The following is a 14826-nucleotide window of genomic DNA, read 5'->3' as shown; positions in this document are numbered from 1 at the left end:
GAGGTGCTTAATTAAGGCGTATTGGCTGTGATATACCTTGAGTATCTGATGGTTTTTGACCGGGTTTCATAAACTTAGCACGCTGATTAATCCATTTGTGTGCCCAGTCTTCGGGCGCATTTTCATAGTATCGCTCAACGGTTTGATTTAGCGCTCGAACTGAGGGCGTGAAGGTCAATGCACCTTTAACCGGGCCCATGCTCGCGATTTCAGAATCGGTAAGGGGCCTTGGTGTATAAAGTAAAGCGTTCAGATAAACGGGTTCAGCTTCATACTTTTGATATTCGGTATCGGTGAATAAACGCAGCTTATCTTTGCTCATTGCCCACTTGTACCCTTCGCCAGCGCTGTATCTCATGGTTGAGATAAACTTTCCATCCGCATAGAGTTTGTAAACCACATCACCCGCCTCTGAGGCATAAAAAACCAATGCAATTCGGTACCAAGTATTGGCGTCAAACGTACCAGCATATTGTGAATATAACCCTAACTGGTTGCTTTCATTTAAATATATTTCGACCTTGTTGTTGAGGTCATTAGCATCAAGGATCGCTCGATATTCATTACTGCTGCTGTCGGGCCAGAGAACGTCAAAGACTAAGGTGTAATTAGAGATGAGATCTTGTGATGCGAAGTCGCCGTTAGCAGCATGGGATGTTGTTAGCAGCATCTCGCCGTTATCATCGGCGATAAGCGCTTCAAGCTTAATAACATTGCCTTGTGAGCCATCAGGAAGGGAAGGGATGCCAAATGATGCCGTTGTGCCACACGACATAATAGCGCTATCACAGTCAGCGGAAGCCTTGTCATTGGTGTGTAGTGATAGTGATGATAGTTGGCTCTGTTCGCCGCCAAAAATATTAGCCGGGTCATTGAAGTTCCAGATTGTCGTCGCATTAATGACATCGTTATCACAGCTATAAAGCAGGTCGTCTGAATCGATAAATTGGCAGTTTGCTGTTCTATTTCGCGCGTAAACGTCGTAAATTTGCCACGCTTCTGCAATTAACACTGCGTCTTCTTTTTGGTAATAGTCAGCATTAAAAAACAGCTCCGGATTCCAAGCCGCAGATTTGAATAAGGCGACCTTGTACACCTGTTGGTCGTTTATGTCATCGATTGCAGGTCCGTTGTACTGTAGCTCATTTCTTGCATTCACCATGAGTTTAAGCTCTGACCCCAAGACCTGAACTTGATATAAAGCGCTAAATCCGGGTGTGTTAGCGGGTTGTCGCTCAATTGGGTAGGAGCGGTGGAAATGCTCTTGCGTCAGTGAACCTGGAGCCCAGATTTCGCTGTCTTCGATTTCGTTTTCATCAAGAATGCTAGCATCTATTTCAAAATACTCTTGAGTCTCTGGATTGGTAAAAGAGCGCATAGCGTTATACAAGATATCGCGCATTTGTGTGCGAGTAGGCTGGCTTTTTGATACGGCGATTTCGGTATGGGCATCTGGCGCGTAGCGACCAAGAATTGCGTCGATTTTGTGTTGTGTTGTGCTATCTACGCTTGATGAGAGCTCAATGTCAGTGCTGACAATAGGTTGGGTTATCACCGCTGACTTATCATTGAGGTCAAAGGTGATTTCAATATCGGTGTAGCCTTTGGCGTTAAAATCCGGGAGAACCACCATGGTCTTATTGACTAACTCAGCGTCAGGTGAGGTGTGCGAGTGTCCTCCCAGAATCAAATCAATGCCGTCAACATAGGTGGCCAGGGCTTTATCAGTACCAAAGCCTAAGTGGCTGAGCATAATCATATAGTCAACATCTTGAGCATAGTCACTGATTAACTGCCTTGCTCGATCGTTCCAATCCCAACGCATCCGAAAATCTGGAATAAAATCGGTTTGAGGCTTAATTTCTTGATCTAATTCGTTCCATGGGCCGGATGTCATGCCAAAAAAGCCAATTTTGATACAGCCAACTTGAGCAATGGCAAAGTTAATACCGTCAAATCCTTGCGGATCGTTGCCGTAATACTCGGTATTTGAAGCCAGTACAGTTGCAACATCATCTTTGGAGTACTTAATTAATTGTTCTGGTCCCCAGGCAAAATCATGGTTACCGATAACACGATAGTCGAAAGCCATGGCTTGGGTCGCTTCCAGCGTCGCGTCTCCTCGCGATAGTTGCTCGGCGACAGACCCTTTTTCATAGTCATCTCCGCCATTGGTAAATAGCGTGTAAGGTTGCTCGGTAAGGGCTTGGTTGTGTATCGCTTTGATTTTGCTGTAGTACTTTTCTTGGAACCCGAAATGTCCATGAAGATCGGCGACGTGAATAAACCGCACGGTTTGAGACGTGGCTGACACGTCGCACTCTGGCCCAAAGGTTTTAACAGGGGCTGGAGGGATAATATCCCCGAGTGATACGGTGTCATCGCTATTGCATGCGGTGAGAATCAGCGGCAAAGTGCAGGCAATCAGAATAGAAAGAGAGTGTTGACGAACGTTCATGACTTCTTTTGAGTTTAAATAGGACTGGTGAATTCTATCAGAGTCATCAATTATTCAGAACGGAATCAGGAATAATTTTCTGCGAAACTGCGAAGTAAACGATGGTGTGGTGATATAGTGACATCTATATCTGGAATTATCGAAAATTCAGTGACCTAGCAGTGAGAAAAATGACGGACTTAAGCCGCTTAAGTATCAACTAGCCACGAAGTAAGTAGGGCAAGATAGCCTGCAAATAACAATCAGACTTTGACAGGGGAGTAGGCTACATATGCGGAACAATCGCCATTTAACAAAGTTACTTCTCACTACGTTGTTATGCTTTACCGTCACTTTTCCTGTGCAAGCGAGTTGGATCGATGACTTCATCGCAGGACATGTAGAGGTTACTAGCTTAAAGGATGTTGAAGCATTGATGGAGGTCTATGACTGCGGCGAAACGGAACATCAATATTATTGTGGGTTTGATTTGGATTATCGCGGCGTTCCAATGAATGCGGAAATACACCTTGCGAAAGGGCAGGTCACTCACATTAAATTCACAGCCGATATGACGCCATACCATTACACACGCATTCCTTATAACCTTCGTATTGATAGTTATCAGCTGGAAGAAGTGACGATTGGCCAAGAAAAATTTAACGTACCAGAATCGCTGAAAAATCATTCTTCAAATGAAGTGGATAAGAAACTGGTTGAATTTTTGAACTTACATCCCATTTCCGACTCTAAACTGTTTACCTGGATTCATAAAAATGAGATTCAGAATAGGTTCATTGCAGAAAAGCTCTGTATGAAAAGTGACAAAGAGCAGATTTCGCTCGAATGGATTTCGAATCCAGCTTTCTAACGTTGTCACACAATAGTCTTACGGTTGTCATTTCACTGTTACATAACGTAAGTAACTTGGAATGCGTAGAGTAGAGAAGGAGTTAACCCATGAAAAAAATGAGACGTGCTCGACTTCATCGTTGTCGTATCCAGTATTGGAAAGAAACCAATCAAAAAACAACGGATAGAGAAAAAGCATAAATTAATCAATGCTATAAAATTTGTAAAAACCACTAGTGAACCGGCAATCTTAATTGCTGGTTTTGCATTTCTGGCCCTCGAAAAAATCTTTCTAAAAAACCAATAGACAACCCACAAATTCAGGCATACAATCCGCTCGTTTTGGGGAGTAGTCACCTAAATTATTTGTCGTCATCTCGTTAAGCCAATGCTTATCCGGCAAATAAGAGCACCTTGTGTGCTTTGACGAGACCAACGCAATCAAAGTTCGAGTGAGCATTTTCACTCGGGTGTATATTGGTTTGCGGAAGGTCGACACTCACTCATCGTCCTTCTGCCTGGAGGACTTATGCCCTTATCTGTTTATCTTTCATTTCTAGTACTAACGCTAGGTTTAGTTGCGTTGGATATTTACCAAACCCGTGGTGGGCTCATCACCATTCGCAAAGCTGCACTTTGGAGTGGTTTTTGGTTCCTGTTGGCGTTTGTTTTTGCAGCATCGATTTACTTCTATTGGGATGTTTACGCACCAAGTAGTGATTACAGTGCTGAAAAGGCAACCGTTGCGTTTTTAACGGGTTACTTACTGGAAAAATCGCTAAGCATCGATAACTTGTTTGTATTCGCGATTATTTTCCACCAGTACACAGTACCAGTTCATTTGCGACCAAGAGCGTTGCTATGGGGCGTAATTGGTGCACTGGTTTTACGCGCTATCATGATTGGTGTTGGGGCACAGCTTCTTGCTCAGTTCCACTGGGTCATGTACTTATTTGCGGCGTTTTTAATTTGGACGGGCATACAGTTAGCACGAGATCATGGTGAAGATGAGATTAATCCTTTGCCAGAGCGAATTATCAGAAAGCTCTTTACGGTATCAGATGATTATCGTGAGAATAAGTTGTCGGTAATAGAGAATGGTAAACGCGTATTTACGCCAATGTTTATTGTTATCGGTGTCATCGCGTTTATGGATGTGTTGTTTGCACTTGACTCTATCCCAGCAATTTTTGCTGTCACCAGAGAGCCGTTCTTGGTACTAGCAGCGAACGTCTTTGCTTTGTTAGGTCTGCGCTCATTGTATTTTGTACTGGAAGGTATGATGAACCGTTTTGTGTACCTAAAGCCAGCATTGTCATTCGTTATGGTTTTTATAGGTATCAAAATGTTATTGGTAGGCAGCGCTTGGGCGATACCAACATGGGTATCACTCAGCGTTATACTTGTCACTATGCTACTAGCAACATTAGCGTCGCTGTATCATGAGCGTAATTTGCCTAAAGCAATAGATTAGAATGGTTGACGAGAGGCTGTTGAATTCTATAAGAAAAACTGAATATTTTTAAGTAACAAATGCTTAACAATTGAACGTAGCGGTTTGGGTAAGTGAGCAATTATTTATCCAAATCGCTTTCTTATGGGTAATTATGCAGCAGTTTTGAATGGTTAAAAACGGCACTTGTTAACGCATTGTTCCATTAGAATAACTAATCTGAATTTCCAAAAATTGTCATTTCTTTACACGCGTTTTGTTGCCTATTATTGCTCCAACAACGACAAAAAATGAATTTGTAAAGAGAGGCAATCATGGCACAAGCAATGAATATCGACACCATCGCTCTAGCACCCTCTATGGATAAGAAAGCCTACGCGGTTAACTTCAAAGGATTGATTGCACACCTACTAGATATCATGTTCGGTAAAGGTGAAGTAGAAAATACTTACTACTCAAATGAACTGTCTAGTCATATGCAGCGAGATATCGGCCTTAACCGATAACAAGCATAAGCAAAGCGAATACCTAAAGTGGGCATCAACAAGAGTTGGTGCCCATTTTTTTTATTGGTACCCATTGTACATCGGAAGAACACAGCAAATTTTTAGGAAAGGGCCAAAGCAGTTCGTCGTACCGTAACTGAGGTCAGTCTGTCAGGCCGCCTTCTCTTAGTCGCTGCGCGATGAGCTCGCGTCTTTTTTGTTCGGTCTCAAACTCCTCATCTGTTGTGCAGGGATCTTGCCCTATATATGTAGGAGAAAATACGTAATAGATATCGTTCATTGTTCTGTCACTCTCTATCAAAATTAAGCGCGTACCTTAGTCGTTTACATAGATATGATCGCTTACATAGATATGGTTTTGCGTTGATAAGTATGCGTTTGGGTAAGGTATTCAGTTGATTTTAGTCAGTTTAGTCTTAAGCAACATCAACCCAAATCCAGTTATTTAAGGCGTAGGTAAAGGGGAGGATATTAAATGAACTCATTTTTACTGAAGCAATATAATCTGATTTATCTCAACGTCTCGATGCGTCTAATCCGTATTATGGTTCGCGATTACATATAATAACTAGGTGAAACACATGGCAAGTCTTACGGATCGGTTTCTTCAATATGTCACATTTGACACGCAATCAGACTCATCTAAAGGTTGTTGCCCAAGTACTCAAGGGCAAGCGCATTTCGCAGAGCATTTAAAAAAGGAACTGATTGATTTAGGTCTATCGAATGTAAGCCTAGATGACAATGGTTACCTAATGGCGACGCTACCCTCAAACGTAGCAGGTGACATTCCGGCGATTGGTTTTGTTGCTCACATGGATACGGCACCTGACGCCTCTGGTCGTAATGTGAAGCCACAGATTGTTGAGAACTATATTGGCGGTGATATTGCATTAGGGAAAGGGGATGAGGTGTTATCACCGATTCAATATCCAGATCTTCATGACTTGCATGGGCATGACATCATTACCACGGATGGCACAACGCTACTCGGTGCTGATAATAAAGCCGGTATTGCAGAAATCATTACTGCAGTTGAATATTTGCTGGCACACCCTGATATTCCGCATGGTGATATTCAAATTGGATTTACGCCTGACGAAGAAATAGGGCGTGGTGCAAATCTTTTTAATGTTGAAAAGTTCTCAGCACAGTGGGCGTACACGGTTGATGGTGGACCTGTGGGGGAATTAGAGTATGAGAACTTTAATGCCGCTGCCGCGACCGTAGAATTTACCGGAGTTAGCGTTCATCCTGGAACCGCGAAAGGAAAACTGGTCAATGCTATGACGCTGGCATCCCGCTTCCATGCTGAAATGCCTAGCGATGAAACCCCAGAAACCACTCAAGGGTATGAAGGGTTCTATCACCTGGGGTCTGCCGATATGTCCGTGGCGAAATCGACACTGCATTATATTCTTCGTGATTTTGATAGTGATGGATTGGCAAGGCGAAAGGCGTACCTTCAGGACAAGGTGGCAGCGTTTGAGTTAGGCAGTAAGCGCGCGAAAGTGAGCTTACAGTTAGTCGATAACTACTCGAATATGCGTGAAATGGTGACGCCTCATCCACATATTATTGAGCTTGCTGAAAAAGCGATGATCGCCTGTGACGTGCAACCGGATATCAAACCAATCCGCGGTGGGACCGATGGTGCTAGATTGTCATTCATGGGACTTCCTTGTCCGAATATTTTTACTGGTGGTTACAATTTTCATGGTATTCATGAGTTTATTACTGTGCAAGGTATGGAATTAGCAGTAAAAGTGATTGTGCAAATTGCGAAAGAGACAGCAATTCGGTATCGTTGAGCCAAACCATAATTGATGTAGGCTCACATGGAAGATACAGAAAAAGTCATCGCGTATTTATACGAAAACAAACTCCTGCTGAGTGCTTTAATTCTCTTTTTTATACTCATTGTTCGTCGGATTACGCTAGGCGCAATCCGCGGCGATGTGGCGTTTATTTCTGAAGATCAACGCAAGTGGATGTCTCGTACCAAAAACTGGTCATTTGCACTCATTGTGTTGACTCTATTTCTGATCTGGAAATCAGAGATCAGTGAATTTGCATTGTCAGTAACGGCGATTGCCGTTGCAATAGTGGTTGCATCCAAAGAAATTATCTTATGCTTTACGGGCTCTATTCAACGAGCCAGCTCTCGCTCGTTCCGAATTGGTGATTGGATCGAGGTCGGTAAAACCAGTGGGGAAGTGATTGAACATAATCTAATGGCCACCGTTGTACAGGAAATCGACCTGTATCATGGTCATTATCACTTTACGGGCAAAACCATCACGCTGCCTAATAGTATGTTTTTCACCTACGCGGTGAAAAACCTCAACTTTATGAAGCGCTATGTCTATCATCACTTTTCCATTATTGTGCCGGGTTTTGACAACTTGTTTCCACTCGTCCCTGACCTGATCACTCAAATAGAAAACCACAGTGAAAGCTTTATTGATGTCGCCCGTCGTTATAATGGCGTGATTGAAAAACATGCAGGCGTCGATTTGCCAGGATCGGAACCTCATGTCTATCTTTCGAGCGGTGCTACTGGTGAGCAGATCGTTAATGTGATGATATTTTGCCCGACTGAATTGGCGACACATTTAGAGCAAGAAATTCGTGCCGACTTTATGTTGATATATTCCAACGCATTCCCGAAAGAAAAATAGGAAACGTATTTAAAAACATACTGTTATATTTTGAAACACTTTCATATGATATGTTGATGATTCTCGGACATTGACCTGACTTTTCGTTGGATACTGTGCAATGCCTGTTCCAACTAAAATATATTGGTGTTTCAATGCCTAAAAAAATACTTGTTCTAAGCTTAATTACAACTGCGTTACTAACGGGTTGTGGTGATAATACCGCGAATAAATCTGCCGCGCCGCTCCCTCTTGTACAAACGCAAGAGGTGAGTGTCGTGCAGCACCAGCAAAGCAAATCTTATATCGGTCGTATGGATGCGGTTGAAGATACTGCTATTACTGCGCAGGTTTCTGGCTATCTCAAAGAAAGACATTTTTATGAAGGACAAATTGTAGAAAAAGGCCAACTGCTGTATTCCATTGAGCCTTCATCATTCGAAGCTCAAGTTGCCAGTGCTCACGCACAGGTTTCAGAAGCAGAAGCCACCCTCAAAAAGGCACAACTCGATTTCGCTCGAGGCCAAAACCTAGTCAAATCCAATAACATTTCTCAAGCTGAATTCGATGCACTCACCGCTGCATTAATGAGCGCGCGTGCACAACTAGCAGCGGGTAAAGCTCAGCTGAAAGTTGCAGAGGTAAATTTATCTTATACAGAAGTACGCGCGCCTTTTACTGGCCGTATTGCTGATAGCAAGGTGAGTACCGGCGATTTATTGTCACCTTCTTCAGGTGTTCTAACGACGCTTGTCAGTATGGATCCTATTTATGCTTCATTTAGTATCAGTGAGCGTGAGCGCCTGGTATTAGGGATGGATGAAATAGAAGGTGATGGTAGCGATGAATCAAACGGTGTAGCGGTCAATATTATTCTTGAAGATGGACAATTGTTTGATCATCAAGGAAGGCTGGATTTTCTCGGCAATCGAATCAATCTAAACACTGGCACATTGGCCATGCGCGCTGTGGTTGAAAACCCTAAGCAGCGCTTGCTGCCGGGCCAACATGTTCGCGTTGAGTTAATGGAGAAGCAAGCGGTTGATGTCGTAACGGTACCAAGGCGTGCGGTTCAAACCGATCTTGAAGGCGACTTTGTAATGGTCATTACGGAAGGTGATGTTGCTGAACGCCGAAACGTCGCATTAGGTCCTCAGACAGACAGTGGCATCATTATCAAAGTTGGTTTAAGTGCTAACGATGTTGTGATCACGCAGGGTCTACAGCGTGTAAGGAATGGAGTTCCTGTACGAGTTGAACAACCGGAATCAACCGAACAAGGTGCCTAGATGTTAAGTCGTTTCTTTATTCAAAGACCAAAGTTTGCTTTGGTCATTTCTATTATATTAACGCTAGCAGGCGCCATTTCCTTAATGGTCCTTCCTGTTGCGGAATATCCCAAAATTAGCCCTCCTTCGGTAAGTGTCACCGCGTATTATACTGGTGCAAGCGCCGAGGTTGTTGAAGAAGCCATTGCAGACCCCATTGAAACCTCAGTGAATGGTGTTGAAGACATGATTTATATGTCTTCAAAAAGTGCGAATGATGGTTCTTATTCACTCAATGTGACGTTTGATATCGGCACCGATCCTGACATGGCACAAGTCAATGTACAGAACCGTGTCTCTCAAATTGAATCTAAATTGCCTCAAGAAGTGCGTATGGTTGGCGTGACGGTGAAGAAGCGTTCACCTGACTTGCTAATGGTACTGAACTTCTATTCTCCAGATGGCACCTACGACGACAAGTTCCTAATAAACTACGTTAACCTGAATATCAAAGATCAGCTGGCACGAGTTAAGGGCATCAGTGAAGTAGGTGTGATTGGGGGCGGTGAGTACTCGATGCGAGTCTGGTTAGACCCAGACAAGCTCGCCAACCTAAAAATGACGACGTCGGACGTGTATTCAGCACTTGCTGAACAAAACGTACAGGTCGCTGCTGGCCGTGTGGGCGCTGCACCTTATGCTGATCCACAGGAAGTGCAATTCAACTTGGTGACCAAAGGCCGTTTAGAGAGTGTCAGTGAGTTTGAAAATGTTGTGCTACGCGCAAATATTGATGGCTCTACGGTTTATCTAAAAGACGTGGCTCGTGTTGAATTAGGTAAAAAGTTCTATGATGGTTCGGGTGAATTTAGGGGGCAAGATGCTTCTATCGTGACATTGTCACTTCAATCCGATGCCAATGCGCTTGAAAGTGGCAAGGCCGTCATGGCGATGCTAGATAAGTTGAGTGTTAACTTCCCTGATGGTATGGCATACGAAACCAGTTATGACACGACTATTTTTGTTGCTGAGTCGATTAAAGGGGTAGTTAAAACGCTCATTGAAGCGATTTTATTGGTTATTGCCGTTACCTATTTATTCTTAGGCAGTGCCCGTGCGACGTTAATTCCTGTTGTGGCGATACCCGTATCATTGATTGGTACCTTTGCCATCATGAACATGACAGGGTTTACCATCAACACGGTAACCTTGTTTGGTTTGATTCTGGCAATTGGTATTGTGGTAGATGATGCGATTCTCGTGATTGAAAACGTGGATACCATCATGAAGCGTGATCCGACTTTGTCGCCACGTAAAGCAACCTTAATGGCGATGAAAGAGGTAACCGGCCCAATCATCACCTCGACGTTGGTACTTCTGGCGGTGTTTATTCCGGTAACGTTATTACCCGGCATCACCGGAATTATGTACCGACAGTTCGCGTTGACCATTTGTATTTCGGTAATCATCTCGTCTATTAATGCATTGACCTTGTCACCTGCGTTGTGTTCATTGGTGCTAAAACAAGGGGGCGGCAATACGGCTCGTTGGTTCCAAACCTTTAATAAAGGCCTGGAACGTATCACACGAAAGTATGGTCAAATTGCCGGCTTCCTCGTTAAGAAAACGCTATTGCTAATCGCATTTTTTGTCGTGGCATTAACGGCGGTAACCTTCTTTGCGAAATCGACATCAACGGCGTTTGTCCCGCAAGAAGATAAAGGTATTTTGCTGGTTAACGTACAGTTACCCGACTCCGCATCTTTGTCTCGAACGACGGAAACAACAAGCAACTTAATGGCACTCGTTGAGCAAGAGCCAGGCATTGATGGTGTGACTGTCGCGAACGGTTATGCGTTCATGACTGGCGCTGCTGCCTCTAATGGTGCGTCGATGTTCATCAAGTTAAAAGACTGGAGTGAACGTAATAGTTTTGAAGGCGATCATTCTGCCAACGCCATTGCCGCGCGTATCAACGGTATGGCGGCTCAGGAAATTCCAGGCGCCGTCGTCTTTGCTATGGGACCACCCGCGGTTCCGGGTATGGGTGCCGCATCTGGGTTTGAATTTGTTCTCGAAGATACGTTAGGGCGAAGTCGTACCGACTTGGCGAATGTGATGCAAGAGGTGATTCAAGAAGCGAACAAGCAACCTGAAATTGCCTATACGTTTAGTACATTCCGAGCCAACGTTCCACATTACTACGTGGATATTGACCGGGAAAAAGCGCAGCAACTTGGCATACCGCTATCATCTATATTCCAAACTTTGCAGGGCAACTTAGGGTCACTCTACGTCAATGACTTTACGATGTTTGGTAAGAACTTCCGTGTGACGATGCAGGCGGATGCGGAATATCGTAGTGGCATGGATGATTTGCAACTGTTCCATGTTCGATCCGCCAATGGTGATATGATCCCTTTAAGTACATTAGTGACTTACGATCAGGTGTTTGAGCCTGATGTAGCGTGGCGTTATAACATGTACCGAAGTGCGGTAATACAAGGGCAGCCCGCACCAGGTTACTCGAGTGGCGATGCCCTTGCTGCCATGGAGCGTGTAGCGGCAAACGTATTGCCAATGGGTTACCAGTACGAATGGACGGGTATGGCTTATCAAGAGATTTTAGCGGGGAATCAGGCTATTTATGCCTTTGCCTTAGCGCTGATCTTTATTTACCTCTTTATGGTGGCGCAGTACGAGAGTTGGTCCATCCCCTTGGCAATCATCTTAGTGGTGCCGGTTGCTACACTCGGGTCGTTTTTGGCGTTAAACCTTACCGGTACGCCACTGAACTTATACGCTCAGATAGGGTTAGTCTTGTTGATAGCGCTCGCCGCCAAAAACGCCATTCTTATTGTTGAGTTTGCCAAGAATGAGCGTGAAGATAAAGACGTACCGATTGGTGACGCTGCCGTGCGCGGCGGTATGCTACGTTTCCGAGCGGTCAACATGACGTCATGGTCATTTATCTTAGGCATTGTACCCTTAGTGTTTGCATCTGGAGCTGGGCATGTCAGCCAGAACTCACTAGGTATTTCCCTTGTGGGTGGCCTATTGTGTGTATTACTTGCAGGTACATTACTCATACCTGGTTTTTATGCATTGATTCAGCGTCGTCGTGAAAAAGTGAAAGGGGGCAGTACTAAGTTAATACCGCTTGATGACGACTAACGGATTCTAAATATCAATTAGTATCATGATTTACAAAGCACCTCATAGGGTTCCTATGAGGTGCTTTTTTTGTATGGGTTTGTCATTATTTTGGTGACGATGGATTACATTAAATGGAGGGAGACAACGTATTCATTTGGCGATTTATGAGAAAGTGGCGAAAAATCGATTGAAGCGGTATTAAACTTTCTATGAGTGTGGTAGTAAATGCTGAGGATGCCCTAGTAAATTCACAAATATGTCTTATTTTGATGCTGATGTCATACAATGTAGGTGTGATTGAGTAAATATGTAAAACTCTGTATGGTAGCGGCAGATTGTATAGATGTGATGGATGGGTGATGGAAAGTCAAAAGCTGCTAATCGTTGAAGATGATGTCAAATTAAATCAGATGCTCGCGGAATACTTTGAAACTCAAGGTTTTCGAGTTCAAACGGTGTTAGACGGCGCAAAAGCCGAAAAAGCTATTCATGAGTTTGAACCCGATCTTATCGTATTAGATTTAATGCTTCCCGGGCAAGATGGCCTGTCGATTTGTCGCTCTGTACGAGATAATTATTTCGGAAAAATCCTCATGCTAACCGCGAGCGATGACGATTTTGACCATGTGGCCGCGCTAGAAACGGGTGCAAACGACTTTGTCACTAAACCCGTTAAACCTCGCGTCTTGCTTGCGAGAATCCGCAACCTGTTACGTAAATCAGCCGATGAACAGGTCGTTAAGACGGGACATTCACTGAAGTACGGACAGTTGGTCATCAGTCAATTAAGCCGTAACTGCAAATATCAAAACATTGATGTATCTCTTACTGATAGTGAATTTGACCTATTGTGGTTATTGGCATCGTCGCCTGGCGAAACCTTGTCGCGTGACTTCCTAACTAAAAAGCTACGTGGAATCGATTATGACGGTATCGACCGTACAATAGACAACCGCATTGTGACGTTACGAAAAAAACTGTTTGATGACGCGACCAATCCGAAGGGGATCATCACAGTACGAGGAAAAGGTTACTTGTTTGTTTCTGACGGCTGGCTAGGTTAGGGTCAATCAGAGTATGTGGCGAATATTTGTAGAATCTCTCATTGGGCTCATTTTACTATTTGGGGCGAGTATTGTCGGTTATGAGTATTTAATATACGGAAAATCCGACCCTGACCTCGTAGATGCAAACCTGAGAGTTGAAGCGTTTAGAGACATAATGAATCATGTCGCGGTGAATGAAAGTGATGAACGCGCGACAGATTTATTGCAAATGTTCGCAACCAAAACCCACCGATTACTCGATACCATGCCGGAGTCTGAACTTCCCGATGAGATCGCGCAATACTTCATTGAGCAGCCTAATACCCCTTTTTTACTCGATGACGATGACCAGCTCTGGCTCAAGTTTGATACCAATAGCGATTACATCAAAATGTATGACGACCCTGAGTCGGAATTGCTGCAGGCGATAGAATTCGGTAATCAAGTGGTTTGGCTGTTTTTCCTTGCCAGTTTTGTCGCCTTTAGTTCCGGTTTTATTTGGTTTCTTAGCCGACGTTTGCGAGTGCTGGAAAAAACCGCCGTTGAGTTTGCAAGTGGTAATTTTGATGCTCGAGCATCAGAAAGGCACTGGATCAAGTTGGGGAAACTCAACCGAAAATTCAATAAAATGGCCGATGAAATCGCTAATCTAATGGTCAACAACAAGGCGCTGACCAATGCAGTAGCACATGAATTAAGAACGCCTATTTTTCGCATTCAATGGCAAAGTGAAGTGTTACTTGATCAAGTTGCCTCACCGGAACATAAAAAACAGTTGCAGAGTATTATTGAAGATACAGAGGACATGGAAACGCTTGTCGATGAATTACTTTACTATGCTCGGGTAGAAAGGCCTGACGCCGTTGTTCATTTGGAGAATATCGATGTAGCAGCGTGGTTGCAAGAGTATGAAGACAAATGGAAAAAAGATGTAGGCGTCGATTTTTCAATCTATGTTGATCCTTCTCTCAATATCGATAGTGCCCTGAGTTGCAGTGGTTCTACCACCTCAGCTAAAGACTCAAGTGATAACAATTCACTCTTGAATCGCTTGGATAATCCTGTTGGTCATCCTGATAATTATGTTCCTCATATGTCGAATGTCGATCCGTTTCTTCTGTGCAGAATGGTCGTTAACTTATTGAGTAATGCGAAACGCTATGCCAATGAGAAGATTGTTATTAAGGTACAAAGTAACGAAGAACACTTAGTGATTCAGGTTCATGATGATGGGTGCGGGGTTCCAAAAGAACACTGGGCATCCTTGTTTGAACCGTTCTATCGGGTCGATAAAGCCCGTGATCGTACATCGGGTGGCTATGGATTGGGGTTAGCAATCGTGAAACACATAATGCTTCGACACAATGGAAAAGTGAGCGTGTGTGATAGCGAGTTAGGTGGTGCCTGTTTTTGTCTCATCTTCCCACACAAACCTGCGGAATAAAGCC

The 14826-nt window shown here is 43.8% G+C and carries 10 protein-coding genes; 9 read left to right on the top strand and 1 reads right to left on the bottom strand.

Going from position 1 to position 14826, the window contains the following annotated elements; translation table 11 throughout:
* Positions 1-7: 7 nt before the first annotated feature.
* Positions 8-2458 (bottom strand): metallophosphoesterase, encoded by a 2451-nt coding sequence (locus tag L4D74_RS06695; protein ID WP_428751349.1) that lies wholly within the window; start codon positions 2456-2458, stop codon positions 8-10.
* A 271-nt stretch (positions 2459-2729) separates the two neighbouring features.
* On the opposite strand from L4D74_RS06695, the gene L4D74_RS06690 reads away from it, so the two are divergent.
* The 9 genes from L4D74_RS06690 to L4D74_RS06650 all read left to right on the top strand — a co-directional run bounded on the left by L4D74_RS06690 (position 2730) and on the right by L4D74_RS06650 (position 14822).
* Entirely contained in the window at positions 2730-3308 is a 579-nt protein-coding gene (locus tag L4D74_RS06690; protein ID WP_428751348.1) for a hypothetical protein, read from the top strand.
* Positions 3309-3818: 510 nt separating this feature from the next.
* Positions 3819-4763, top strand: a complete 945-nt coding sequence (locus tag L4D74_RS06685; RefSeq protein ID WP_428751347.1) for a TerC/Alx family metal homeostasis membrane protein — start codon at positions 3819-3821, stop codon at positions 4761-4763.
* 293 nt (positions 4764-5056) lie between these two features.
* Positions 5057-5248 carry a hypothetical protein gene (locus tag L4D74_RS06680; protein WP_265674036.1) on the top strand — a complete coding sequence of 64 codons (192 nt, stop codon included), beginning with the start codon at positions 5057-5059 and terminating at the stop codon, positions 5246-5248.
* A gap of 581 nt (positions 5249-5829) precedes the next feature.
* A complete protein-coding gene (pepT, locus tag L4D74_RS06675; RefSeq protein WP_428751346.1) occupies positions 5830-7059 on the top strand; it encodes a peptidase T in 1230 nt (409 codons plus the stop codon).
* Positions 7060-7086: 27 nt separating this feature from the next.
* The gene (locus L4D74_RS06670; RefSeq protein ID WP_428751345.1) at positions 7087-7929 is read left to right on the top strand and encodes a mechanosensitive ion channel family protein; all 843 of its coding nucleotides are present in this window, start codon (positions 7087-7089) and stop codon (positions 7927-7929) included.
* Positions 7930-8063: 134 nt separating this feature from the next.
* Positions 8064-9197, top strand: coding sequence for an efflux RND transporter periplasmic adaptor subunit (locus L4D74_RS06665; protein WP_428751344.1), 1134 nt, complete (start codon positions 8064-8066; stop codon positions 9195-9197).
* Positions 9198-12350 carry an efflux RND transporter permease subunit gene (locus L4D74_RS06660; RefSeq protein ID WP_428751343.1) on the top strand — a complete coding sequence of 1051 codons (3153 nt, stop codon included), beginning with the start codon at positions 9198-9200 and terminating at the stop codon, positions 12348-12350.
* A 341-nt stretch (positions 12351-12691) separates the two neighbouring features.
* Positions 12692-13396, top strand: coding sequence for a response regulator (locus L4D74_RS06655; protein ID WP_265674031.1), 705 nt, complete (start codon positions 12692-12694; stop codon positions 13394-13396).
* A gap of 13 nt (positions 13397-13409) precedes the next feature.
* Positions 13410-14822, top strand: a complete 1413-nt coding sequence (locus tag L4D74_RS06650; RefSeq protein ID WP_428751342.1) for an ATP-binding protein — start codon at positions 13410-13412, stop codon at positions 14820-14822.
* Positions 14823-14826 lie beyond the last annotated feature (4 nt).

Origin of the sequence: Vibrio cionasavignyae (assembly GCF_050337155.1) — a bacterium.
Classification (GTDB): Bacteria; Pseudomonadota; Gammaproteobacteria; order Enterobacterales; family Vibrionaceae; genus Vibrio; species Vibrio nomapromontoriensis.
This window is presented reverse-complemented; position numbering and strand designations above follow the sequence as displayed.